Source organism: Streptomyces sp. Y7 (assembly GCF_043195415.1).
GTDB lineage: Bacteria > Actinomycetota > Actinomycetes > Streptomycetales > Streptomycetaceae > Streptomyces.
The window spans coordinates 269,754-293,975 of the sequence record NZ_JBIDDQ010000001.1; the positions used below are offsets into that span (position 1 = coordinate 269,754).

Consider the following 24,222-nt stretch of genomic DNA (forward strand, 5'->3'; position numbering starts at 1 on the left):
AGGAACCTACACGATGGCTTCGACACACGCGGACACCCTCAAGGTCGACCTGGGCGGCCATGCGGTCACGGTCCCCAAGGGAGGCCTGTACGACCGGTACCGGATGAACCCAGACCTCGACGAGATCGCCCGTGATCCCCGCGTCAGCGGCGTGGACTTCTTCCGGCAGCTGCCCAAGATCAAGGTCGACTCTCCGATAGGCCCCACGCTCACGCCGAACTTCTACTACTCGATCTCGACCGCCCGGCTCACGATGCTCGCGCCCTCCCGCGCGATCCGGACCCGGCTGCCCGAGGAGCTGGCCCCGCTGGAGATCGCCCCGGGGCTCGGGCTGGTCTCCGTCATGTTCTTCCGTTATGACGTGTGCGACATCGACTTCTACACCGAGGCCGCCGTGGGAATCGCCGTCAAGCCCGCCCGTCACGGAAGGCTCGGCTTCTTCGACCTCGTCGCCGGTCTCAAGAACGAGCACCTCGACTCCTACGTCCTGTCCCTGCCGGTGACCACGGAAATCGCCCAGGTTCGCGGACACGACGGCTACGGCTTCCCGAAGTGGGTCACCGAGCTCGACGTGGACATCGACGACAGCCGGACGGCCGCCCGCGTGACCAACGACACCGGCGGAGTCGACCTGTCGCTCCAGGCCACCACGCCGAAGCAGACCGCCCACCCGAGCGGCGAGCGCGTCAGCTCGCTCACCTCCTACACGACGATCAACGGCGCGTGGCACTCCACCCTGAGCCAGACCAACGTGCTCAGCGCCGGGACCACGCGCTTCCCGCGTGACGTCGCCCTCCAGGTCGGGGAGGGCCGCATGGCCGACGACCTGCGATCGCTCAAGCCGATCAGGACCATTCAGTTCGACGTCATGACCGAAGGCCAACTCGCCCTGCACATGCCGGTCCCCACCTCGGTCCAGAGCCGGAACAAGTAGCGAGGACCCCTGTCATGGCCACCGACCACGCCACCCGCCCCACCTCCACCCGCGGCCCGAGTCTGCCCGCGTCCCTCTCCCCCACCGTGCTCCAGCGTCTGGCCGCTCGCGTCTCGGCCGCGCCGAACGCCGCGCGGGTCACCACCAACGCCCCCTACACCGGTGTCCCGCTCGCCGACCTTCCGGTCTCCACGCCCGCGGACGTCGAGGAGGCGTTCGCCCGCGCCCGCACCGCACAGAAGGTCTGGGCGGCCACGCCGCTCCACGAGCGCAAGAGGATCCTGCTCCGCTACCACGACCTCGTCCTCGCCCGCCAGGACGAAGCACTCGACCTGATGCAGGCCGAGAACGGCAAGACCCGCCGGGACGCGCACCTCGAAGTCGTCGACATCGCGATCACCTCCCGCTACTACGCCCGTAACGCCGCCAAGTACCTCAACCCCAAACGGCGCCGCGGCGCCATCCCCCTCCTCACCCACACCACCGAACTGCGCCACCCCAAGGGTGTCGTCGCCGTCATCTCCCCCTGGAACTACCCGCTGAGCATGGCCGCCGGCGATGCGATAGCGGCGCTGATGGCCGGCAACGCCGTGGTGCAGAAGCCAGACACCCAGACCGCTCTCACCGCTCTGTGGGCGCTCGAGCTGATGCACGAGGCGGGGCTGCCGGCCGATGTGTGGCAGATGGTGATCGGCAGGGGCAGCTCCATCGGCGGCGCGCTGATGGACAACGCCAACTACATGATGTTCACCGGCTCCACCGCCACCGGGCGGCAGATCGCGAGCGACGCCGGCCGCCGCCTGATCGGCGCCTCACTGGAACTCGGCGGCAAGAACGCCATGATCGTCCTGGACGACGCCGACATCGAGAAGGCCGCCGACGGTGCCGTGGCCGCCTGCTTCCCCTCCGCCGGGCAGTTGTGCGTCTCCATCGAGCGTCTGTACGTGGCCGAGTCCATCCGTGACGATTTCGTCGCCGCGTTCGTGGCGCGCACCAGGAAGCTCAAGGTCGGTGCCGCGTACGACTACAGCGTCGACGTCGGCAGCCTCACCACCCCGTCCCAGCTCAAGACCGTCACCGAACATGTCGGCGACGCTGTCGCGAAGGGCGCCACCGTCCTCGCCGGCGGCAGAGCACGCCCGGACCTGGGGCCGCTGTTCTACGAACCGACCATCCTCACCGGCGTCACCCCCGAGATGACGCTGTACGACCACGAGACCTTCGGCCCCGTCGTGTCCGTCCACTCCTACCGTGACGTCGACGAGGCGGTCACGCAGGCGAACTCCACGCCCTACGGCCTCAACGCCAGCGTCTGGACCGAGAACGGGGCCCGTGGCCGTGCCGTCGCCGCCCGCGTGCACGCCGGCACGGTCAACGTCAACGAGGCATTCGCCGCCGCCTGGGGAAGCATCGACGCGCCGATGGGCGGCATGGGCGACTCCGGACTCGGCCGCCGTCATGGCACCGACGGCATCCTCAAGTACACCGAGCCCCAGACCGTCGCCCACCAGCGCATCCAAGGGTTCACCCCGCCGAAGCGCATCTCCCCGGAGACCTGGGCCACTCTCCTGACCGGCGCCCTGAAGGTCATGAAGGCAGCCGGCATGCGCTGAACAGCGACTGCCGTGCGACCGCGGCCCCGAACGGGCCGCGCCGCGACAAAGAGGGCGGCCCGTCCACACGACGGGCTCGCCCTCTTCGCCTTACGTACGGTCCTGCCGCGGCGGCAGGACCGCGGGACGGCCGAGGCCGCGGGCCGCACCCGACCGTGTCGCCGCGTCGTACCGCGACTCGCAACCCATCCCGGGGCCGCGTGCGGATGTGCCCGGCACCCAGCCGAACTGGGCGCCGGGCACATCCGAGGACGTCGCCACGAGGCGGGTTCAACGACTCGCGGTGACCCGCTCCTTGGACAGCCAGGTGCGGTAGCCGCGCAGGGCCTTTCGCTGCTTGCGCAGCTCGGAGATCAGGGCGATCGCCGGGTGGATGCCGGGCTTGGACGTGCGGCCACGGGCGAGGCGGCGCATCTGATGGCGGACCTGCGCCATACCGGCGGCGGAGGCAAGGGCCTTGTCGGACCAGGTCACCGGCTCCATCTGGCGGTCCGCCTCCCGAGACCGCTTCCAGCGCGCGGGGAGGTCGGGGGTGACCGCGAGGGCGGTGCCCATGCCGACGACAGCCACCCCACTGTCGAGAACCCGCTCCGCAGTGACGCGCTGGGTGATGCCGCCGGTGAGCATCAGCGGGAGAGGGCTGGTCTTGACCAGGTCCTTCGCGAGGTCCAGGAAGTAGGCTTCCCGGGCCCGGGTGCGGTCATCGGCGGGGCGGCCGGTCATCGCGGGGCTCTCGTAGCTGCCGCCGGACAGTTCCACCAGGTCGACGCCGAGCGGTTCGAGCATCGCGATCACTTGGCGCGCGTCGTCGGCGTCGAAGCCGCCGCGCTGGAAGTCGGCCGAGTTGAGCTTCACCGCGACCGCGAAGGACGGCGAGACGGCGGCACGGACCGCCTGCACGACGTCCAGGAGCATCCGGGCGCGGTTCTCCAGCGATCCGCCCCAGCGGTCGGTGCGCTGGTTGACCAACGGCGAGAGGAACTGCGACAGCAGGTAGCCGTGCGCGGCGTGGATCTCGACGCCGTCGAAGCCGGCCTCTTCCGCGCGGTGGGCCGTGACGGCGAACCGGGTCACAGTGTCCTCGATCTGCTGCGCGGTCATGGCCGTCGGTCGGCCGAAGCGGCTGCTGTGCTTGCCGAGGTCGACGCCGATGTCGGTGGGGCCCCATACGACGCCCGGCATGTCGGACGTGACCTGACGGCCGGGATGGTTGATCTGCATCCAGAGCGCGCCGCCACCGGACTTGCCCGCCTTCGCCCACTCGACGAACGGCTTCAGGAGCGCGTGCTCGTCCAGCACCACTCCGGCAGGGCCGGTCAGCGCCTCGGCATGCACCATCACGTTCCCGGTGATCAGCAGCCCGGTACCGCCGTCCGCCCAGCGCCGGTACAGCGTGAAGAGCTGCTCGTCGGGAAGCTGGCCGGCGCCGGCCATGTTCTCCTCCATGGCGGCTTTCGCTATCCGGTTGCCGAGCACCTGCCCGGAGCTCAGGAGCAGTGGCGAGAACAGCTCGGTGGTCATCCCGGTTTCCTCTTCCATATCGATCAATTAGGATGTATGCACCACTCACATTAGGGCCCGATGTGAGCACTGTAAACATGAGGGAGTGTGACCTGTGTCGCAAAGCGGTACGTACCATCACGGCGACCTGCGCGCCGCGTGCCTGCGCGCCGCGCGGGAACTGCTGGAGGAGGACGGCAGCGCGGGCCTGTCGCTGCGCGCGGTCGCCCGCCGGGCCGGCGTGTCGCCGACCGCTCCCTACCGTCACTACGCGGACCGCGATTCCCTCGTCTCCGCAGTCGCCGCCGAGGGGTACCGCGAGCTCGCCGGGCACCTGGCAGCGGTCCACCCCGCGCCTGCGACCCCCGACGACCTGGCCGCGGTCGCGGTTGTCTACGTCCAGTTCGCCCTCGATCACCCGGCCCTGTTCCGGGCGATGTTCGCCGAGCCCTGCGACCCGACCAGCGCGGAACGCGTCGCGGCGACTGCCGTGATCACCGAGTACGTACAGGGCATCGTCCGCGACGCCTTCCCGGGTGCGGACAGCTCGGGCGCCCTGGCGACCACCGTGTGGGCCCTCGTCCACGGCCTGGCGTTCCTGCACCTCGACGGCAAGCTGGACAGTTCCACACCCGAAGTGGTCGCCGACCAGGTCCGCGCCTCCGTACACGCGCTCTTCAGCGCGGCCCCCGCGCTGTCCCGGACGGCGACACAGGTGAGCAGGTGACCGTCTGACTCAGGGGCATGTGAGCGTGTACCGCCGCAGGCCTCGACCTGCGCATGCATCGACCTCCGCACAGGTGGCTGGCGTTCCGCGCATTTTCAGGGTCGGAGGTGGGGTCCGGCGGACAAGGGCGTCGGACTCGCGGCACAGGGACCTGCTGATCCGACGGCGTTGGCAGCAACTAGGGTGCTGTCTTTGCCGTTTGAAGATCAGGGGGATCCATGGCCTTCCCGTTCGACCCGAAGGAACCGCTGCCCGTACCGTTGTCCACGGACGCGGCGGCGGACGTGCTCGAACAGCGCCGGGCGTTGCTGCCCGAATGGATCGACGCCAGTCGAGCCCTGCTCGTCCGGCTGGGCGAGCTGTCCCGATGGGAACCGCCCGAGCTGCTCCTCGAGTCGCCGAGCCACGGGCTCATGCACATGAGCACGATCAGCTCCAGTGGAGACCTGACTCCGTTCGAGATGATCGGCTACCAGCCCTTCGACCTGTATCTGACCGTGTACTGCGCCGAGTACATGTTCAGAGACGTCGACGGCACCTGGGTGCTCGATGAGGACTCCGCGTCGCCGACATTCGGGCGTTTCCTCATCGGCGGATACGACGGCGACGCGACGGTGGACGTGTACGCCGCCGTGACCGCGTTCCTGAACGAGCCCGAGGGCCGTCACCTGCCCTCGCTCCTGGAATCCCTGCAGGAGGCCATGGGCGCGCCTACAGGCGTCCATGACACCTCGTACCCATGAGGTGATCTCGCGCAGAGCACCGGGGCACCGCCGCTGTTCGGCCGGTCCCCGGGGCTCCGCAGCAGATCGCTGATGGCGAGGACGCAGATGAAGTCGCCATCACGCACGATGTTGTGCTCCGGGCAGTCGGGGCGCTGCCGGAACACCACCTCGTGGGGGAGGCGGTGCGGCAGCAGGAGAGCGTGGTGGTCCGCGCGATCAGTAGAAGCGGCGGATGAACACGTCCGACTTGCCGTTGGTGTCGCCCGGCACGATGTCGACGGCCGCGGAGTGGAAGACCACGTCGCGTCCTGCGGCGCTGACCGCGTCGGTGCCCGCCGAGGCGACGTGGTTCGAGACGATCTCCTCGGTGCCCGTCTCCAGGTCCCGCAGCATCAGCGACGGTCCGCTCGTGTCGGTCGGGGCGTACAGCAGATAGTGTCCGGTGGGATCGATGGCCACGCCCCGGACGTTCGGTACCAGTTGCTCGGTACCCGAGCTCACGTCGTGGACGTAGGTGTCGGAGCCCGAGAGGTAGACGACCTTGCTGCCGCCCTTGCTGAGCTGGACGAGTGTCGCCGCCCTGGCCGGGCCCTCGATCGGGCCGGAGGAGGTGTCGGCGGTCCGGTCCCACACGAAGACGTCCTCCGCCCGGCCGTCCTGGTAGGCGAGATAGCGGCCGTCTCCACTGACGGACGGCCGGGCCGACACGGTGTGCCCGAACTCGGCGACGGTCTTCGTCGTGTCGGCGCGCCAGTCCCGTACCTCGATGCGCTGCCGGGACGGCGGTCGATCGAACGTGGCGACCTGGGCGATGTAGCGGTCGTCCGCGCTCAGCGACGGCTGACTGCAGCTGAGGCCCGGGCAGTTGATGCCGATCGTGCTTCCCGAGCTCACCTGGGACAGGTAGGGCGCCAGTGGCTGTGACGTGGCCTCCTCCCTCTCCCCCGTGCCCGGGTTGGCGGGTGTGAGGTTCCTCGCCGACGACGCGAAGGAGACCCGTCCGCCGACGGTCGTGATCGTGGCGCCGACGGAGTCGCCGTCGCCCTGCGTGCCGTCGGTCGCGACGCTGATCCGTTCGACGCCGGCTCCCCTGTCGCTCGCGACGCCCAGCACGGTCATGGGCTCCGCCGATGCGGCTCCGGGCAGCGCAGCCGTAACTGCACAGATCACGGCCGTGACGCTCAAGGCGGCCGGTGCGCGTCTGGTGGTGCTCCGATTCGCAGTTCCCCGCATTGTCCCCCCTTGGACACGACGTAGTCGTTCTCCCCCGGTCCCCACCGGGGGGCCACGAGCATGCAATCGCGAGGGCGGTGTGGGGTCACTGTGGCGCTTGACTATTGAGAGGCACGGTTCCGGTCAGGTGAGGGCGCTCGGCTTCGCAACGCGCAGAGCTCAGGGCCGTGTTGTGGGCCCTGACAACGGCAGCGGTGTCACGCGTAGTGAGGACGGGTCGTACCCCCGGGCTACGGGCCTTGATCCACCGTGAGCCGGTGGGGATCATGACCGCGTGCAGAACCGAGAGAAGCTCCACGATCTACTCGCACGTGCCGGACTCATGGTCGTCGAGGAGGTGAGCCCGGGAAGTCTGTTTCCGCCGGAGGCCGGTTGGCGGATCGCGCGCGGGATCGCGGCGCCGGACGGCGTGGCCCGGGAAGCGCTCGATGCCGCGTGGTGGAGCCGTCTTCGCGATGTCGACGGCGAGTTCCTGGTGGCCGTCCACAGGCACCGGATCGGCGGCAACGACTCCTGGTGGACCCGGGTCCGGCTTACCGGGACCGGTGTGCCGGAGTTGACCGGCGACCCCGGGTTCGTGGCGCTCTCCCTCGACGGGCAGGTACTGCTGGCGGAGGTGTCCGTCGCGGGCAAGCCTCGGGTGACGGCTCTCGACCGACTGCGCGAGCGGCTGGAGGAGACCGCCACGGCCGCCGGGCGCGAGACCGAGGCCGAGCGCGCAGAGGTGTGGGCGGCGGTGCCCGGCCGACCCGCGTGGCCTCTGCACTGGGCGGAGGGGATCGGGTTCAATCCGGTCGCGACGGACGAACTGCTGATCCGGCTGCTGGATGTGGAGGAGGGCTTCCTGCACGGATGCGACCGGCCCGCCGTCCTCGACGCCGCCGTGGCGCACCCCGATCCGCGGGTGCGGGCAAGGCTCGCCGACACGTTCCGGCCCAAGCTCACGTCCGCTCAGTGGGTAAGGCTGGTCCGCGCCGAGCCGTCGTCCGAGCGACGGGTGCTCTGGGCAGAGCACGCCTGCGCCTGGGGCGCCGAACTCCCCGAGGACGTGTACGACGACCTGCTCGCCGGCCCCTCCCGCGCCGAAGCCGCCGAACTCCCGGGGCTCCCCCAACGTCACCTCCCCGGCCTCGCCGCCGACGCCGATCCCCGGGTGCGGACGGCGGCCTGTGCCCGGTGGGGAGACCTGGCTGCGCCGTCCCGGGAGCGGCTGCTGGCCGACACCGACGACGCGGTACGAACGGCTGCGCTGCTCGCCCACCACATCGACGTACCCATGCCTCGCGAGGTTTTCGCCGCCCTGCCCGAGCCGCGGCGGGCCCTCGAACGCTGCCGCCTCGCACCCGTCCTGGAGGCGGAGCTGCTCCGGGACCGGGACGCGGAGGTGCGTCGGACGCTGGCCGCCAATCCGGGCCTGAGCGCGCACGGCGTCGCCGTGCTGGCGCAGGATCCGCAGGACAGCATCCGCTCCGAGGTGGCACTGCGCCCCGACCTCACCGAGGAGCAACGTGCCGCCGTCCGCCACGACTTCGACCCGAAGTCGATGTCGCGCACCTTGCCCTGGGTCGAGGACCTGCACGGCGACGCCGATGCGATGCGCCGTCTCGCCGCGTCGTCCCACCCGCTGGTCCGCCGCAGTGTGGCTCGAGCCCGACACCTCCCACCGGATGTGCTGGCGCGCCTTGCCCGGGACGAGGACCGGGTGGTCCAGCTGTTCCTCGCCGAATCGTGCGAGGACGCTCCGGCCGACATGCTGCTCGAGGTCTGGCGCTGGTGGGAGGGCAGCTTCAGCCACCCCGGCCGGCCCCGCAGCCATCCCAACTTCCCCCGTGAGGGGCTGCTGCGCTACGCCGCCGACCCGAGCGGACGCATGCGCCGCCTGGCCCTGGACGATCCCGAGTCGACACCGGCCGACGTCGCGCGCCTGGCCCGGGATCCCGAAGCCGAGGTGCGCCGCCGCGCTGCTGGGGACCCTCGGCTGTCACCGGCCGATGCCGTGCGTCTGCTGAACGACCCCGAGGCCTACATCCGCGGCACCGCCCTACGCAACCCTCGGCTGCCGGCCCGTGTCCTCTCCGGGCTGCTGCACGACCGCGACACCGCCATCGCCGCAGCCACCAACCCGGCGATCCCGGTCTCTGTCCTGCACCGCCTCCTTGCGGCAGCGGCGGCAGCGGCAGGCTCGCGCTGAACGCGGCTGCACCACCAACCGGGTGCGGCACGTCGTGCGCTCGGTGTGCCGACGCGCGATAGTCGTCCCCCGATCGACGCTGCATTGCGGCGCCACTCCACCGAAGCACCACAGAGGGCGCTGCTTCGGCACACCGGACTTGTCACCCGATGGCGCCCGTGACGCTCTGCGGCGTTTGGAACACCCGAACTATGGCGTTTGATGCACCGGCTACAGCGTTTGGTACACCCGAACGATCACCGGCGGGTGCTCGCAGGATTCCGGGCACCGGTAGATCTGCAATTGCTCGTCTCCCAGATCGATCTTGGTCGCACCCCCCACCGGTGGGTAGCAGTGCCGGTCATCAGCGTCGGCGTCCTCGACCGGGCGCCAACCGCCCCGGTTGTTCCCGTTCCATTCACCGGGACCGACCGTGAACAGGGGCTCGGTCACCGCGCCGCACGCACAACGTGGCGGGTCGGCGCAGTCGGGCTCATCCGATGAGACAACACCCCAGCCGCCGGTCTTCCAGCCCGGTGCCACCGCGAACTCGGTGTAGTGGTGGCCGGTTTCCTCCTGCCACGCGTGCACGCGCGCACCCACTGCAGCGGGCAACTGGTTGAGGTCCGGATACTCGGTCACCTGTTCCGGATGCAGGACGCAGGGGGCGGGCCAATAGTCTTCCAGCTCGATCACCGACGGCTCCGGCGCCGGCGAGAGTCCCGCAGTGACCTCATCGGCGCGGCGCCAGCGCACGCGGATGGCCGGCATGTCGTCCTCGTGGTCCATGAACGGGCACCACAAGATCTGCAGCAGGTCCGCGCCATCGGGGGTGGGTAGGCCGGGGACGTCCCGAGCGTAGAGCTGCGCCACGGGCAGGAGCGGCACCGGATCCGTATGGGGGCTGTCGACCTTCTTCGGTTTGCTCCGGTCGTAGATCGCCTCTTCCTCGGGTGTGCTCGGTTCATCCTCCGACCGTGACCACCGGGCGACCGTGGCGTGATGCGCGGCCCGCACCGCGTCCAGGTCCACCACCTCGTACACCTCGTGGGACTTGGTGCAGGTCGGCCACGGCTCGTCCCGCGGCCACAGCAGCGGACCCCCCACCGAACTGTCCTCGACCCCCGGTGAACCCGACCGCGGATGCAGCCGAGTGACGTTCCTGGACATCGTGGCCAACTCCGGGAACACCGCGGCCAGATCCAAAGGTCGCGGCGGCGTCGTACGCGTCATCGTTCTCCCCTCACATCCCCTGAGAAGACCATGGAAGCACTCGGCACTGACAACCCACCCCGTTGGCCGGCCTCGGGAGCCCGCTCAGCCTGTGGATCACCATCGCTACTGAGCACCACGTCCACACCGACCTACGCGAGCGCCACTAGAGTCCCCCCATGCGCGAAGTGGCGAGCGGAGTCTGGCACTGGCAGGCGCCGCACCCCGACTGGACGTTGGGCGAGCGATGGCCGCGTGAGGTCTCGTCGTACGCCATCGACGACGGCGCCCGGCTGCTCCTGTTCGACCCGCTGTCCGTGCCGGAGGAGCTCCTCGGGCTCGCGGCCCACCGCGAGTCGGTGGTGGTGCTCACCGCGCCGTGGCACGAACGCGACACGCAGAGCCTGGTCGAGCGCCTCAGCCTGCCGGTGTTCGTGCCACCGCCCGACACCGCCGACGATCTGGTACGCAAGTTCGGCATCACTGCTGATCAGGCCGCCGACGGCAGCCCCGACGTGGCCTGGCTGCTCGCCGGGGACAACTCCGAGGGGCACCTGTATGCGGCCGGCGACCTGCTGCCTATCGGCGTCGAGGCGCTTCTCGGCAGGGAGCACAACGACCTCGTGCTCTGGATCGACAGCGTGGGAGCCGTGGTTACGGGCGACACCCTGGTCGACTTCGGAGACGGCCTGAAGATCAACGACTGGCTGCGGGGCGGCGTCACCCGCGAGCAGGTCGTCGAAAGACTGCGGCCGCTGCTCACCATGACGGTCGAGGTCGTACTCCCGGCGCACGGAGCACCGACAGACCGTGCTGCGCTGGAGCATGCGCTGACCCTCCACTGATGATCTACATGTGATGCCGCGTGTCCGATGCCCGTCCCCACAGGGCGGCGCAGAACACCCCACGATCCCAGTAGCGTTGCCTGATTGAAGGGGGGTGGGGATGGAACAGCCTGTTTTCGAATCCGTCAGGTACTCCACGGTGTGTCAGGACTGTGGGGCGGAGCTGGAGTGCTGCGGCGTTCAGGCCCTCGTGGCCGGCCGTTTGCGGTGGGATGTCGAGTCAACGTGTGTCGTCTGTGGATTCGCTGTCGCCTTGTGTGGTGGGGACCTCCCGAGCGAGCAGCGTGAGCAGATGCTGGCCGAGCACGGTCGAGTGAGGCTCAGGGTGGTCAGCCCGTCGACGAAGAGGGTCGAGATCATGCGGGTGCTGCGAGTGGAACTCGGCACCGACCTCGTTGACGCCAAGGCGCTGGTGCGCCGAGTCCTGAGCGGCGACTACTGCGGGACGCTTCCCGAGATGGAGCTGCTGGCCCGGAGGCTTCGGGCATCTGGCATTGCTGCCGTAGCTGAACGGGTGTAGCAGGGGCAACCGCAGTGTCTGGTGCCACCCCCTGAGCCAACCGCCGTACTCAGGCGCCGTCCGCGGCGATGGGCTGCGACGCGCCCGTCCCGGCGCGTCGGCTATGGCCTGTTCGCAGATCAAGGTCGGCACCGGTGGGACGACTTACCCTGCAGGCATGTTGCTGGAGCATCGAGGTATGAGGCCCGTGGTTCCCGAGTCTGCATATGTGGCTCCCACCGCGGTGCTTTGCGGGGCAGTCGTCCTGGGAGAAGGAGCACGCATCCTGCACGGTGCCGTGCTCACCGCGGAGGATGGCGAGATTCGGACGGGCGCGAACGTGGTCGTGATGGAGAACGCGCTGATCCGAGGGCGGGCCAGGCACCCAGCTCTCGTGGGTGACTCCGTGCTGATCGGTCCCCACGCTCATGTCAATGGGGCGACCATCGAGGACGAGGTCTTCGTGGCAACCGGTGCTTCGCTGTTCCCGGGCGCCGTGGCTGGCACCCGCTCCGAGCTGCGAATCAACAGCGTGCTGCATGTGAACTCGAGGCTGGAGCCGGACACCGTCCTGCCTATCGGCTGGGTCGCGGCCGGAGATCCGGCCGAGCTGTTCTCCCCTGATCGTCATGACGAACTGTGGGAGAAGCAGCGTGACCTCGACTTCCCCGGCACGGTCTACGGTGTGCCGCGGGGCACTTCGATGCGCACGGTCATGGCACGCCAGGCCGAGTTCTACGGGACTCACAGGGAGGACCGTTCTCTGCACGACTCTTGACGGAGCGCCAGAGCAGATCTCACCGCCGAACCCACCGAGCCGACATGGCGGTACGAACCCAGCCTCCTTCCGGGGTCGACCCGGTCGCCAGGGTCCGCGCGTGCTTCGACCAGTAAGGTGCGCCGAGTGAACAACGAACCCCGTCGCACCAACGCATTCCGCCTCATCGTCACGGGTGGGGGCACCGGAGGTCACACGTACCCGGCGCTCACCGCGATCCGCACGTTGCAGAGTCGGCTGGCGGCCGAGGGCAGAGCCCTCGAAGTGCTGTGGATCGGCACGGCCGAGGGCCTGGAGGCACGTGTGGCGCCCGCCGAGGGGATCGCTTTCGCCACGGTGGCCACGGGGAAGATCCGCCGTTCGAGTAACCCGCTGAAGATGATGTCGGCGGCGAATCTGCGGGACATGGCGCGGGTGCCGCTCGGTGTGGCCCAGGCAAGGAAGATCGTGTCTGACTTCGAGCCGGACGTGGTCCTGGCCACCGGCGGTTACGTCGCTGTCCCCGCGGGGCTGGCCGCGCGTATGTGCCGGCGTCCGCTGGTGCTGCACGAGCAGACGGTGCGTCTTGGCCTGGCCAACCGGAAGCTGGCCGGTTCGGCGACGCGGATCGCGGTGTCTTCCGAGTCGACGGTGCCTCTTCTGCCGCAAGAGGTACGCGGCGCTGCGGTGGTCACCGGCAACCCGATCAGGCCGGAGGTGCTGTCCGGGCACGCGGACAAGGCGGTGCAGGCTCTGGGACTTCATGGCTTCGACCGTCGGCTGCCGACCGTGTACGTCACCGGCGGCGCGCAGGGGTCTCAGCAGATCAACGGCGTCGTACGGGATGCTCTGCCCTGGCTGCTGGAGAGGGCGAACGTGATCCACCAGTGCGGCCCGGACAACGTCGGGGAGCTGCGGCAGCATGCGGCGTCCTTGCCGGCCGCATCAGCAGGCCGGTACTACCTTGCCGGGTTCGTGGGTCCGGAGCTGCCCGACGTTCTCGCGCTGGCGGACGTCGTCGTGTCCAGGAGCGGCGCCGGGACCCTGGCCGAGCTCACCGCGCTCGGCAAACCGGCTGTCTTCATCCCGCTGGCTTCCTCGGCGGGCAACGAGCAGACGCACAACGCCCGCCACTTGGAGGAGGCCGGGGCCGCCGTCGCGCTGCTCGGCGACGTCACCGCACACCACCTCCGAGACGCGCTGGGCCCTCTCCTCACCGATCCCGCACGGCGAGAAGAGATGGCACAGCGGGCACGGACGCATGGGAGGCCGGATGCGGCGGACCGGCTCGTGGACGTGATCCTGTCCGCCGCATCCGGCTGACCCACACGCAGCGCCCCTGACGTGCAGCCCCTCATCGACACCCTGTTCGTGTACACGTGTGAGATATAACCACCGGGCCGACTGGGGCGATGACCCGCACGTACCGCTGTGCCTGTAGGGGTGGCGGTCAAGGGGCCGCTGTCGGTTCGGAGCCGCGGGCCGAGGACGCGCGGGTCACCGCCGTGGTGAGGGCGTGTCGCAGTTCGTCGGGGAGCCGTCCGGTGCGTGGCCACCGCACGATGTGCTCCGACACTTCCCGCAGTTTCGTGTTGGTGTTCTGCGACACCTCTTTGAGGACGACCCAGGCCGTCTCCGGGCGCACACCGCCGTACGCGATCACCACACCGATCGCCTGGTCGACGATCGCGTGCGAGAGGACGGCGTGCTGAAGCTGCGCGATCTCCTCCTGGAGTGCCGCGATCGTCTGGTCGCTGTCCACCTGGTCCGACATGGCGAAACGCTCTCCGAAAGTCAGTCGTGCCGTTACTGACACGCTGCCCTCGATCGGCGCCCGCGAGGGTGCCGCAAACGAATCGTCACCGGGCGGGCTGTCCAGAAAACGAAATGCGATGCTTCGGAACTGAGTAGCATCCGTGACCGGACCGGTTTCGTGAGCGTGATTCCTGGCAGGAGGGCCTCATGGGTTCGTTGACCTTCGACAGTGACAACCTCGAAGAGACCGAGGAGTTCCTCTGCCGCGCCTACGCCAGGATGCGGATCGGCAGCAGCACGCCGGAGGCCAGCAGGGCGCGGGTACGGCGGGATGCCGGGCCGTCCGTGAGCGTGGACGAGCTGGACCTGAACTTCGAGATGACGTACTCGGTCGCCCCGCTCGGCAGGATCTGCCTGTGCGTCGTCCACGAGGGCACCATCCAGGACCATGCCTTCAAGGGCGTCCGGGACGCCTTCGGTCCCGGCGACGTCGTGATGTTCGCGCCCCACGACCTGCCGTACGCGGGGCGGATCTGCGAAGCCCGCTACAACATCACCATGCTCGATCCCGGACTGCTCGACCACGTCGCCTCCAGCGCGGGAAAGCCGCTTCTGGAGCCCGTCCGGCTCACCGGGCACCGGCCCCACTCACCGGCCGCGGCCGAGCGGCTGAAGCGCACGATCATCTATGTGCGGGACCATGTCCTGGGGGACGAGACCGCCGCGGCCGAGCCGCTGGTCGTCTCGGCCGGAAGCCAACTGCTGGCCGCGAGCGTCCTCGCCGCGTTCCCCAACAACGCGACCACCGATCCCACGGCACGGGACCGTGCCGACGCCCACTCGGCGACCCTCAGACGCGCCATCGCCTACATCGAGGACCACGCGGACCAGCCCATCACCGTCGCCGACATCGCGGCCGCCACCCATGTCACGGTCCGGACGCTGCAGTACGCGTTCCGCCGCCGGCTCGACACCACGCCCCTCGGCTATGTGCGCCGGGTCCGCCTCGCCCACGCCCACCGCGATCTGCTGGCGGCGCGGCCGGGCGACGACTCCACCGTCGGCGCCATCGCCGCCCGCTGGGGCTTCCCGCATCCCGGGCGCTTCTCCGCTCTCTACCGGGACATGTACGGCACCAGCCCGTCCCGCACCCTGCGCGGCTGAGAGCGACGCTCAGCGCTGCGGCCGGCCTCCATGAACTCCGCCGGTTCAACGTCGAACTCCACGTCGCGGGCGTTGTACTCGGTCGCTGCCATGGCTTCTCCGGGCACGACGAACCGCCGGCGAACAATGTCGCCCCCACATACGTGGGCACACCGCTCCCATGCACAGCACTCGCATGCGCACCGTAGACACGATGGCGGGCAGCTGGGGCTGGTTTTCCAAGGAACTTGAGACCGCCATCGAGGAGGACGAAAGCTGACGCCCACGAGGCTGATCAGACCTACTCCTCCTGGCGCTGCTGCTGACGTCGATGCGCGGATAGCTCGCGCACGAACCGTAGCTGCCGTCCAAGCCCCTTCGTCACGACCCAGAAATCAGAGGCAGAAGACACCACGGAAGCAAGCAGCGGCGCGAAAGTGACCCACCCGAAGCCGATGAGGGTGGCCGCCAGGCAAAAGACGGCCAGACCGGGCGCATTGCCGGATCCAGGGGTGGCGAGCCACACGAGCGCGACAGCCTCCGCCAGGAGCAACAGCGTGCCGACCGCCGCGGCGGAAAGTACGTAAAGCAGGGGCCACAGATCCCTCAGCGGAGCAGATGAGGAACTGAGTAGGGATTCCTCCGCAGCCTCCAACTGCTCCCCACTGACCGTTTGCCCATCGGCGTACAGCGCATCGATTCGCCTCTGGTGTTCACCCGCCCTGGCGTACCAAGCGCGGAGCACCTGTCTGCGATTGGACATCTCGACTACAGCCACCAGCAGAACAACTGGCACTACTGCAGCGACTGTTGTAGCGAAGGTCTCGTTCATCCTCACCGCGACAGTTTGCCCGTACTGCTTCTGCCTCGCCGGCACTTTGGAGGGACGGCCTCAGGCCGCCTGACCACGTCTGATGACCTCGCTGGATCCATTCGTCGGCCAGGAGCGCACAGGCGCTTCGGGGCGGAAGACGGCTCGGCACACGGCCGTGACGTGATCACCGAGGCTTCCGAGCACGGGAGGCCGCCGGGGCAACCGGAACTCGACGGCCAGGACCTCCAGGCCGCCAAGGAGGAGGCCGCGCAGGCCAATGCAGTTGCCTTTGAGTCGCGGGGATCGTTGCCCCGCGTGTGACGGGGTGGGATGCGGGCCAGCGGGTGCGGATCGGGATCCTGACGAAGGTGTTCACCGCCGAGCTGGTCGACGCGGCGATAGCCAAGCACGACCGGGGCGAGCGGCGCTGCCGCCTCCTTCCGGCGCGGCTGGTCGTGTACTTCGTCCTGGCCCTGTGCCTGTTCGCTCGGGAGTCGTACGAGGAGGTGCTGCGGGTGCTGACCAGCGGCATCCCGGGCAGCCGGGCCCTCGCGCGGGTGAACCGGTCGTCGTTGTGCCGGGCCCGCGCCCGCCTCGGCGAGGACGTGCTGGAGACCATGTTCCGACAGGTGGCCGACCCGCTCGCCACCCCGGACACGCCCGGCGCATGGTGGCGAGAACTGCGGCTCCTTGCCCTGGACGGCACCCAGTTCGATCTCCCGGATTCGACGAGCAACGGCGACACCTTCGACGGCCCCTCCACCACCGGCGGCGTCCCCTTCGGATTCCCCCAGGTCAGGGCGGTGGTCCTCGTCGAGATCGGAACGCACGGAGTCCTCGATGCCCGCCTCGGCGGCTACCGCGACGGAGAACGCAGTCTCGCCTACCCGCTGGCCGGCTCCACCGGCCCCGGCGACCTGGTCATCGCCGACCGCGGCTACTGGTCGGTCCAGTTCGCTCACGTCTTCACCGCGGCGGGCTCGGATCTGCTGGTCAGGCTCCAGTCCAACCACCTCGGCACCGCCCAGGAAGAACTTCCCGACGGTTCGTACCTGTCGATGGCCCGACCGGGAAAGGACGTCCGACTCCGAGCCGCGCGGGAAGGCCGGATGCTGCCCAAGCACGTGATCTACCGCGTCATCACCTTCGCCAAGGGCGACAAGGTCGTCCACCTGGGCACAACGCTGCTGGACCCCGAGCAGTACCCGGCCGACGAGCTGGTCGCGCTCTACCGGGAACGCTGGGAGATCGAGCTCGCCTTCGACGAGATCAAGAACAACCTCGGCCCCGGCGGGCCAATCAGGTCGCGGACCCCGGACGGTGTCCGGCAGGAACTGTGGGCCTACCCCGCGGTCCACCACGCCATCCGCCAGTTCGCCCACACGGCCGCGCTCGCCCGCCCGACGGTGGACGCCGACCGTGTCTCCTACCTGAAGTGCGTCCGCATCATCCGCCGCAGCATCCCGGCCCAGCTCGGAGCGCCCCCCCAAGCTCACCCGTTCGGTCGCCGAGGCCGGGCGGGAGGCACGTGCACGCCTCCTCCACACCCGGCGCGGCCGGGACTGCCCCACGCGCGATCAAGAAGCCGAACCGCTGGCCTGTGTTGAGGACTCGCGCCAGACGCGGCAAGGTCCAGCCCGGTCGCTGGGCGCACAACCAGACTTCGAAACCAAAGAGCAACCGCCGGGCCGGGAGGCCGGTGCTCAAGGGAACGCAAGCCCGGACCTCGCCCTAGATGCCAGCGTCTGTCATACGCCCATCAGTCACTGCGGCGGCAATCAGTGCCACAAGGTTGTCGGTCCAGCAATCGGACTCTTTCGTCGCCACCTCAACGCCGCATCCGCCGCAGACGAGGTTGGGCCCGTCTTGGCCCGCGAGCCCGCAGCAACCACTGACAGAAGGCTGCCATCGAAGTTGGTCTTGAAGGTCCCCAGAGCCATCCGCGGCGGAGCGACCTCGTGGCCCGGCGGCCGCTCGGGACCCCTCACTGGTTCCCCCGACACCACTTCGCTGGTCACGGGCTGCTGACAGTTGGCACAGCGGAAGATGGTCATGCCGTCATTCTCTCGACTGCACGCGGCGCCATGAGGCCGGGACGTTAAGGCAACTGCATTGGGCCGCGCAGGCCCCCGGGTTCCATGTCCTCGACGACCAGGACGCCAGCGGCCAGAACCGTGCAGGTCTTCGACCGCAACCTGACCGTGTGCAGCCAGGAGCCCGAGGCCGGCACCCTCCCGACGGAGGCGGCAGTGATCTTGTACGTGGTCAAGGACCACGAAACCTGCTGAACCGCCCTTCGACCGGTGAAGGTGTTGCCCTTGCCGGCGGAGTGCGACATCGACGTGGCGGCATCCCGGCCGGTACCGGTGCTGGAAGCGTGGCAGGGCGCATGCCGGGCGTACACGTAACCGTCACACCGTGTTCGTTGAGCGTTCGACCTATGATGGGGCCCGCTCGGCTTCCCCGTGCGACAGGTGCTCGGGAAGCGGCAGGTCAGCCACGCCGGGCGGCAGAGAAGGGGCGGGCCACGTCATGCGGACCGGATCGGGGCGCGGCGCCCGACGCAGAGCGGCCGACCGCGTCGTCATCACCCAGGGGTCCGTGCGGCACGCGGCGCAGTCGACCGCGGCCGGCCACTGGCTGGTGCTGGGCAAGGACGGCCGGCTGACCGCGTACGCCCGCGCCGGCGGCGGGCTGCTTCGCTGGACCGAGACCCGGCCGGGCGGCCCGGACTGGACGGGGCCCGAGCTCATCCAGGTGCCGGACCTGACCCATCTCTCGGTGACCCAGGGGGCGGACACCTACGTCCACTTCGTGGGACGACGCGAGGTGCGCAAGGGCGATGGGCCACCCGCCGTGGACATCGTGCACGCCATCCAGTACCAGACGGGCCGTCCGGTCACCGAGTGGCGGTCGCTGGGCAATCCGCACAAGGACCGGGAGAAGGCGGCCCGGTTCGGGGTGCCGGTGGCGGCGGTGAGCGCGTCGGGGCGTGTGCATGTCCTCGTGCGCAACGCCGGTCGCGGGCTGATGCTGCGCCGGGAGGGGCCGACCGGGAAGTGGGAGGCCTGGGAGGACCTCAAGGGCAGCGGGGTGCAGGACGGGCTCGCCGCCGTGGCCCATGCCTCCGGGCGCATCGAGGTACTGGCGGGCGGCGGGCAGGACGCCATGTGGTGGCGGCAGGCCGAAGCGGACGGAACGTTTCGGCAGGAGCCGAACATCGCATTGCAGGTGACGCCGGGGTCGGCCGCGGCTCTGGAGACGGCGCCGGACCGGGCGACGTACTACTGGACCGACCAGGGCACGGGCCAGCTGGTCGCCCACCGACCGGGCGGCTGGCTGATCCCGCTCGGGGGCGCCCCGGCCGCCGAGCCCCCGGCGCTGCTGCGAGCGGCACTCGACGGTTACGACTGCACCGTGCTGGCCTTTCGCGGCCTCGACGGCCAGATCGCGCTGGCCGTCTGCGGCACGGAGAACGAACAGGCGGGCCTGTGGTGGTCCCCCACCGGCGAGCACTCCATCGGCGCCCCCGCCCTGGCCCTGGACGCGCACGCCCGCGTCGTCCTGGCCACGGTCGACCAGGACGGTGCGCTGCACATAGCCCGCCAGGCGAGGGGCCAGGGTCTGTCCCTGGCCCCGTCGGTCCGGGTCTGAGTCAGGACGTCGAACCACCCGTCGCCGGTGACTTCTTCGCCGACTCGGGGATCGCCCGGTCCTCGCGCAGGGCCTGCCACAGTCGGCCCGCCTGCGGCTCGGCCGCGACCACGCGGTTCGGGTCCTGGGTGTCGTACCGCACCGGGAGCATGATCGTCTCCATGGTGGCGGGGTCGATGCCGTTCATGCTGCGGGCGAACTCGGCGAGCGCGGTGAGGGAGGCGAGGCCCGAGTCGGTGGTGAGGGACTCGGTGAGGCTGTCGGCGATCCTGAAGGTCTTGGTGGGACTGCCGAGCAGGTCCTGCTGCTTGATCTCGCTCAGCAGGGCGATCATGAACTGCTGCTGGAGTCCGATGCGACCGAGGTCGCTCCCGTCCCCGACGCCGTGCCGCGTGCGCACGAACTGTAGCGCCTGCGTGCCGTCGAGCCGGTGGGTGCCGGCCGTCAGGTCCAGGCCGCTGGCCTTGTCGTGGATGTCCTGGTCGACGGTCACGCTCACTCCGCCGATCGCGTCCACCAGTCCCTTGAAGCCCGCGAAGTCGATCTCCATGAAGTGGTCCATCCGGACCCCCGACATCTGCTCGACCGTCTTCACGACACAGGCCGGACCGGCAAGGGAGTAGACCGAGTTGAACATCACCCGCTTCGCCGACGGGAGCGCCGAACCGTCCTTCGCCGTGCACTCGGGGCGCGTCACCAGCGTGTCGCGCGGAATGCTCACGGCGACCGCCTTGCTGCGGCCCTCGGGTATGTGGATCACCAGTGCGGTGTCGGAGCGTGCCCCGGAGACCTGGCCCGTGTTCAGCGAGGCGTTGGCGCCGGAGCGCGAGTCCGAACCCAGGACCAGCAGATTCTGTCCCGACGTGGGCAGCTTCTCGGGGCGGTCGTCGCCGATCGCCTTCTCCAGGTCGACGCCCTTGAGGTTGCCGTTCAGGTCGCTGTAGAGCCAGTAGCCGACGCCCCCGGCGGCGAGGACCAGCAGGACGAGACTCAGGGCGATCCACCGCCAGACCCGACGGCGCCGCCGGGGTGGCCTGGCCCGTCGGCGCGACGGTGCGCGCCGGGATTCCCCGGGGCCCCGCTCCGTCAGGGCGTGCGTCATGTGCGTCGGTCCTCTCTCGTCGAACAGGTGGCACGCGGCACGAGTGGGGGGAGAAGCCGGGCCTGTCTGCGGTGATGGACAGTCGTCCACCGGTCATCAGACGTTCATTAGGCGTTAATGGTTGTATGTGTCATCCGTCATTCCTGAATGCCGTTGACAGGCCGGTATGCGCTTGCTGATGATGTGCCGGTCCTGTGAAGGTTGAGTTCAAAATTAAATGGGCGGTGGAGTGGCTGTGCTGGTGCGTGCGTCAGCCCGTGGGGGGCGAGGGGCGTGACGGCCGTATCGGATCGTGCTGTCGGCGGGATGCGGGGTGTGGCCGCCGGCCGGAGAGCATCAGGCGGCGCCGCGCGACATTCCGCGGATCGGACCGCGCCCACCACGGTCACCGCCGAGCACGCGGACGTCTACGTGGAACCCGGCCTGACCCCGCTCTCCGCCCGCGAGGCCAACCGCTCCGCCCTGACCGCTCTGCTCGACTCGGCCGGCGTCCCGCACTTCGCCGTCCGCGGCACCGCCGACCACGGCACGGTCGTCGCGGTCGCCGAGGAGGACCGGGAGCGGGTGCTGGGCGTGGTGTTCCGAGGGCTGAGTCAGTACCCGGGACACCTGAGCGTGATCGACCCCGACGCGCCCCGGCCGGCCAAACCCGTCTCCTCCCGGGACGCCAAGGCATGGCGGGACGTCGCCACCGCACGCATCCTTCAGATCAGCTGGTACCGCACCGACCCGGGCCGCCACCTGCTGCTCGGGCACGAGTACGGCTGCGCGATCGAGTTCTGGCAGCGCCACGACACCCACCTCGTCGCGCCGCGCGCCAACCGGGCCGCCTGGGCCGTCGCCGCCGACGGCCCGAATGTCCTCGGCGCCGCCCGGCTGTTCAGCCGGTTCGTCTCCGACTGGACACCCGCGCATGTCGCGCCGGCGCTGCCCACCCGTCCCGAGTTCCTGGTGAACTGCGCGGACGACATCGCCTTCCCGGTCGACGCCGTCTACACCTGGGTCGACGGCAACGACCCGGCCTGGAAGCAGCGCAAGGCCATGGCGAAGGGCGAGGTCTACCACGCCGAGTCCGCGAGCGACGCCCGCTTCATCAGCCGGGACGAACTGCGCTACTCGGTGCGCTCGCTGCACCTGTTCGCGCCCTGGATCCGCAATGTCTACATCGTCACCGACGACCAGGTGCCGGACTGGCTGCGCGAGGACGTGCCCGGGCTGCGCATCGCCACCCACCGCGAGATCTTCCGCGACCACTCGGTGCTGCCGGTGTTCAACTCCCACGCGATCGAGTCGCAGCTGCACCACATCGAGGGTCTCGCGGAGCACTTCCTGTACTTCAACGACGACATGTTCATGGGCCGTCCGGTGGCCCCGCAGGCCTTCTTCACCCCCAGCGGCACGGCCCGCTACTTCCCCTCGCGCAACCGCATCCCGCAGGGCCCGGTCATGGAGACCGACACGCCGGTCGACGCGGCGTGCAAGAACAATCGCGCCCTGTTGCTGAAACGTTTTGGCAGAGTGATCACCCAGCCCATGGAGCACATCCCGTACGCCCTGCGCCGCAGCGCGATGGACGAGGCCGAGCGGGACTTCCCCGAAGCCTGGGCCCGTACGGCGGGCAGCCGCTTCCGGGCCATGACCGACCTGTCGCCCACGTCGTCCTTCGCGCTCTATTACGCGGCACTGACCGGCCGGGCACAACCGGGATCGATGCCCTTCACCTACCTGCAGCTGGCGGTACCGGACCTGGCGGACCGGCTGCAACGGCTGCTCGACGGCCGCGACCAGGACTCCTTCTGCCTCAACGACGCGTTCTCCACACCCGAGGACATCGAGGCGCAACAGGAACTCCTCGACGGCTTCCTCAACGCCTACTTCCCCACCCCCAGCCCTCACGAGCGATGAAACGGAGTTCATGACGTGTCGGACCCGACGTCCATGAGCTCCGCGGTCAACGTCTACAAACGCCTCGTCCCCCAGCCCGTGCGCTCCGCCGCCGCGACCACCGTCCCGGCGGGCGTGAGGCGCAAGGTCAAGCGGGGCCTCGCGCGCACCCTCAGCCGCCGCGAGGCCCGGCTGCACCGGCGCGCCCTGCGCAGGGTGCGCAAGGCGGGCCTCGGCCACTCGGAGCGCCGTACCCAGACACCCGACGGCAGAGTCGGCCATGTGCACACCGGCCTCACCGCCGATCTGGCCAGGCGGCTCGACCACGACCTGGTCACCCAGGCCCTGGACGCGGCCGAGATCCCCTGGTTCGCCGTGCCCGCACTCGACGACCGGCGCGTCTGCCTGGCCGTCGACCAGCAGGACAAGGGCGCCGTCCGCCGCGTGCTGCGCGCGTTGCTGGAGGAGCACACCGGCTACGTCGTCTCCGTCTCGCCCGCCCGCGACGACACGGGCGCGCTGCCCGGCAGCCATGTCAAGGCGTGGAAGCACTATGGGAAAGCCAAGGTGATCCGGCTGACCTGGCTGCGCACCGAGCCCACCGAGAACCTCTGGGTCGGTGAGGAACAGGGCATCGAGATCGAGTTCTGGACCACCAACACCGACCTGCCCACCGAGCGGCTGATCGGACCGCGCCCGAACCGGGTGCAGCGCGCGGTGCCCAGCGACGCCCCCGGCATCGAGATCGGCCTGGACCGGCTGTCCGGCTACTGCGACATCGACGGCGACCTGGAGCCGACGGTCACGCTGGAGGACTTCGACGTCCTGCGCCTGGAGGAGATCACCTTCCCGGTCGACGCCGTGCTGCTGTGGCAGCACCGCACGCCGTGGGGCGAGGCGCTCCTGCGGGCCGCGCTGCGCTCCCTGCACCAGTACGCGCCGTGGGTGGACGTCGTCCACGTGGTCGCGGAGGCCGAGCCACCGGCCTGGCTGACGGCCGACGACCGGCTCACCGTCGTCCCCGCCCCACCCGGCTCCGAGTGGTACCTGCACCAACTGCCCGACCTCGCCGACCACTTCCTGCTGCTGCGCCCCGGCGCTCTGCTCGGCCGGCCGTCCCGCCCCTTCGACTACTTCACGCCGAACGGCGCCACTCGCCCCCGGCGCGGTCCGTGGAACGCCCAGGAGTCCTTCGCGCCGTGGACCCGTACCGCGTACACGGCCACCGGGCGCGTCACCGCCCACGGCTATGCGCACGGCCCTCAGCCGCACCGCGCCGAGACGCTCACCCGGCTCGCCGGGACCGGTGTCGCGCCGCTGCCGCTCGGAGACGCGCAGCTCGCACCCACCGCCCCCGGCACACAGCCACTGGACGGCGTGGTGCACCACTTCGGCCACACCGCCGGACTGGCCGACCCCTCCGGTGAGGCCTTCGTGGCGCTGCACGCCGCGCTGCCCGGCATCGGCAATCACCTGGAGCGGCTCCTGGTGCGCCGGGACATCCGGCAGCTCCAGCTGTTCGGCCTCGGCACCGACGAGGCCCGTGCCCGCGGCGGCACCAAGGCCGTACTGGACTTCCTGCACCGCTACTTCCCCGTCCCGAGCGTCTTCGAGGGCGACCACCACACCGACAAGGCGGACAACCGGCCGTGAGC

21 protein-coding genes are annotated in these 24,222 nt (G+C 69.8%); 15 read left to right on the plus strand and 6 right to left on the minus strand.

Going from position 1 to position 24,222, the window contains the following annotated elements; genetic code table 11:
• Positions 1–13: 13 nt before the first annotated feature.
• Both ACGFW6_RS01115 and ACGFW6_RS01120 read left to right on the plus strand, forming a co-directional pair.
• A complete protein-coding gene (locus ACGFW6_RS01115) occupies positions 14–934 on the plus strand; it encodes an acetoacetate decarboxylase family protein (protein WP_393503113.1) in 921 nt (306 codons plus the stop codon).
• 14 nt (positions 935–948) lie between these two features.
• Complete coding sequence (locus ACGFW6_RS01120) at positions 949–2,547, plus strand: succinic semialdehyde dehydrogenase (protein WP_393503115.1); 1,599 nt, start codon at positions 949–951, stop codon at positions 2,545–2,547.
• 270 nt (positions 2,548–2,817) lie between these two features.
• On the opposite strand, the gene ACGFW6_RS01125 is transcribed toward ACGFW6_RS01120, so the two are convergent.
• Positions 2,818–4,068 carry an NADH:flavin oxidoreductase/NADH oxidase family protein gene (locus tag ACGFW6_RS01125; protein ID WP_393503117.1) on the minus strand — a complete coding sequence of 417 codons (1,251 nt, stop codon included), beginning with the start codon at positions 4,066–4,068 and terminating at the stop codon, positions 2,818–2,820.
• 94 nt (positions 4,069–4,162) lie between these two features.
• On the opposite strand from ACGFW6_RS01125, the gene ACGFW6_RS01130 reads away from it, so the two are divergent.
• The gene (locus tag ACGFW6_RS01130; protein ID WP_393503118.1) at positions 4,163–4,774 is read left to right on the plus strand and encodes a TetR/AcrR family transcriptional regulator; all 612 of its coding nucleotides are present in this window, start codon (positions 4,163–4,165) and stop codon (positions 4,772–4,774) included.
• Positions 4,775–4,992: 218 nt separating this feature from the next.
• Complete coding sequence (locus tag ACGFW6_RS01135) at positions 4,993–5,517, plus strand: hypothetical protein (protein ID WP_393503120.1); 525 nt, start codon at positions 4,993–4,995, stop codon at positions 5,515–5,517.
• Between the two features lie 198 nt (positions 5,518–5,715).
• Here the strand turns inward: ACGFW6_RS01135 and ACGFW6_RS01140 are convergent, their stop codons facing one another.
• Positions 5,716–6,732, minus strand: coding sequence for a TolB family protein (locus tag ACGFW6_RS01140; protein ID WP_393503122.1), 1,017 nt, complete (start codon positions 6,730–6,732; stop codon positions 5,716–5,718).
• 274 nt (positions 6,733–7,006) lie between these two features.
• Between ACGFW6_RS01140 and ACGFW6_RS01145 the strand changes: the two genes are divergently transcribed.
• On the plus strand, positions 7,007–8,923 hold the full coding sequence (locus ACGFW6_RS01145; protein ID WP_393503123.1) for a hypothetical protein: 1,917 nt from the start codon (positions 7,007–7,009) through the stop codon (positions 8,921–8,923).
• Positions 8,924–9,133: 210 nt separating this feature from the next.
• On the opposite strand, the gene ACGFW6_RS01150 is transcribed toward ACGFW6_RS01145, so the two are convergent.
• Positions 9,134–10,135, minus strand: coding sequence for a hypothetical protein (locus ACGFW6_RS01150; protein ID WP_393503125.1), 1,002 nt, complete (start codon positions 10,133–10,135; stop codon positions 9,134–9,136).
• A 158-nt stretch (positions 10,136–10,293) separates the two neighbouring features.
• Here ACGFW6_RS01150 and ACGFW6_RS01155 point away from each other — a divergent pair, with 158 nt between their 5' ends.
• The 4 genes from ACGFW6_RS01155 (at position 10,294) to ACGFW6_RS01170 (ending at position 13,538) form a co-directional block, all read left to right on the plus strand.
• Positions 10,294–10,959 carry a hypothetical protein gene (locus ACGFW6_RS01155; RefSeq protein WP_393503127.1) on the plus strand — a complete coding sequence of 222 codons (666 nt, stop codon included), beginning with the start codon at positions 10,294–10,296 and terminating at the stop codon, positions 10,957–10,959.
• A gap of 100 nt (positions 10,960–11,059) precedes the next feature.
• On the plus strand, positions 11,060–11,479 hold the full coding sequence (locus ACGFW6_RS01160; RefSeq protein ID WP_393503129.1) for a hypothetical protein: 420 nt from the start codon (positions 11,060–11,062) through the stop codon (positions 11,477–11,479).
• A 157-nt stretch (positions 11,480–11,636) separates the two neighbouring features.
• Complete coding sequence (locus ACGFW6_RS01165; protein WP_393503130.1) at positions 11,637–12,236, plus strand: gamma carbonic anhydrase family protein; 600 nt, start codon at positions 11,637–11,639, stop codon at positions 12,234–12,236.
• 126 nt (positions 12,237–12,362) lie between these two features.
• A complete protein-coding gene (locus ACGFW6_RS01170) occupies positions 12,363–13,538 on the plus strand; it encodes a glycosyltransferase (RefSeq protein ID WP_393503132.1) in 1,176 nt (391 codons plus the stop codon).
• A 127-nt stretch (positions 13,539–13,665) separates the two neighbouring features.
• On the opposite strand, the gene ACGFW6_RS01175 is transcribed toward ACGFW6_RS01170, so the two are convergent.
• Entirely contained in the window at positions 13,666–13,989 is a 324-nt protein-coding gene (locus ACGFW6_RS01175; protein ID WP_393503134.1) for an ANTAR domain-containing protein, read from the minus strand.
• 188 nt (positions 13,990–14,177) lie between these two features.
• Between ACGFW6_RS01175 and ACGFW6_RS01180 the strand changes: the two genes are divergently transcribed.
• On the plus strand, positions 14,178–15,134 hold the full coding sequence (locus ACGFW6_RS01180) for a helix-turn-helix transcriptional regulator (protein ID WP_393503136.1): 957 nt from the start codon (positions 14,178–14,180) through the stop codon (positions 15,132–15,134).
• Positions 15,135–15,414: 280 nt separating this feature from the next.
• Here the strand turns inward: ACGFW6_RS01180 and ACGFW6_RS01185 are convergent, their stop codons facing one another.
• Complete coding sequence (locus ACGFW6_RS01185) at positions 15,415–15,945, minus strand: hypothetical protein (protein WP_393503138.1); 531 nt, start codon at positions 15,943–15,945, stop codon at positions 15,415–15,417.
• A 299-nt stretch (positions 15,946–16,244) separates the two neighbouring features.
• Here ACGFW6_RS01185 and ACGFW6_RS01190 point away from each other — a divergent pair, with 299 nt between their 5' ends.
• From ACGFW6_RS01190 to ACGFW6_RS01200, 3 genes are all read left to right on the plus strand, one after another.
• Positions 16,245–17,534: an IS4 family transposase gene (locus ACGFW6_RS01190; protein ID WP_393503140.1), complete on the plus strand. Its 1,290-nt coding sequence runs from the start codon at positions 16,245–16,247 to the stop codon at positions 17,532–17,534.
• A 531-nt stretch (positions 17,535–18,065) separates the two neighbouring features.
• Positions 18,066–18,215 (plus strand): hypothetical protein, encoded by a 150-nt coding sequence (locus ACGFW6_RS01195; RefSeq protein WP_393503142.1) that lies wholly within the window; start codon positions 18,066–18,068, stop codon positions 18,213–18,215.
• 244 nt (positions 18,216–18,459) lie between these two features.
• Positions 18,460–19,581, plus strand: coding sequence for a hypothetical protein (locus ACGFW6_RS01200; RefSeq protein ID WP_393503144.1), 1,122 nt, complete (start codon positions 18,460–18,462; stop codon positions 19,579–19,581).
• Between the two features lies 1 nt (position 19,582).
• Here ACGFW6_RS01200 and ACGFW6_RS01205 read toward each other — a convergent pair whose 3' ends face one another.
• Positions 19,583–20,683, minus strand: coding sequence for an LCP family protein (locus ACGFW6_RS01205; RefSeq protein ID WP_393503146.1), 1,101 nt, complete (start codon positions 20,681–20,683; stop codon positions 19,583–19,585).
• A gap of 411 nt (positions 20,684–21,094) precedes the next feature.
• On the opposite strand from ACGFW6_RS01205, the gene ACGFW6_RS01210 reads away from it, so the two are divergent.
• Positions 21,095–22,588 (plus strand): stealth family protein, encoded by a 1,494-nt coding sequence (locus ACGFW6_RS01210; RefSeq protein ID WP_393503148.1) that lies wholly within the window; start codon positions 21,095–21,097, stop codon positions 22,586–22,588.
• 15 nt (positions 22,589–22,603) lie between these two features.
• On the plus strand, positions 22,604–24,220 hold the full coding sequence (locus tag ACGFW6_RS01215) for a sugar phosphotransferase (RefSeq protein WP_393503150.1): 1,617 nt from the start codon (positions 22,604–22,606) through the stop codon (positions 24,218–24,220).
• Positions 24,221–24,222 lie beyond the last annotated feature (2 nt).